The organism is Streptococcus oralis (genome assembly GCF_001588645.1).
GTDB lineage: Bacteria > Bacillota > Bacilli > Lactobacillales > Streptococcaceae > Streptococcus > Streptococcus oralis_AB.
In genome coordinates, this window is sequence record NZ_LAYF01000037.1 from 1 (window position 1) to 527 (window position 527).

Here is a 527-nt window from a genome sequence, read left to right on the forward strand (position 1 = left end):
AGCACCAACGCCAGATCCAGCACCAACACCAGATCCAGCGCCAACGCCAGATCCAGCGCCAACGCCAGATCCAGCACCAACACCAGATTCACAACCAACACCTCCAGCTACTGAGAATAAAGGTAAAGCTGAACTTCCAAACACAGGTGAAGCAACATCTATCTTCTCAGCAATTGGATTTGTAGTATTGGCATTGAGTGGATTGGTATTCTTCGTAAAACGTAAAGCCTAGGCTTTCGTAGGAGAAACATGAAACTTGGTAAGTGAGAATTCTACTTCTCTCTTAGACTTGATAGAGAAAGTCTCTAGAAAATTCGTTTTCTAGGGACTTTTTTGTTGTTTAAAATTAAATACAATAATATAAAAAAATATATTTTTTATAAAAAATTACAGCAAACAGAATTTTAAGTAAAATTACAAAAAAAAAGAAAAGAGTTATGAAAATAGGAGGCTCACGGTTAATATAGCAAAAAACAAAATAAGCGGTTACAATAGCGTTAAATCGCTTGACAAAGTGACATGTATAA

The 527-nt window shown here is 36.1% G+C and carries 1 protein-coding gene; it reads left to right on the top strand.

What is annotated here, in order from left to right:
• Positions 1 to 232, top strand: a 232-nt coding sequence (locus A0739_RS09715; RefSeq protein ID WP_155718980.1) for an LPXTG cell wall anchor domain-containing protein, incomplete at its 5' end; no start/stop codon positions are given.
• Positions 233 to 527 lie beyond the last annotated feature (295 nt).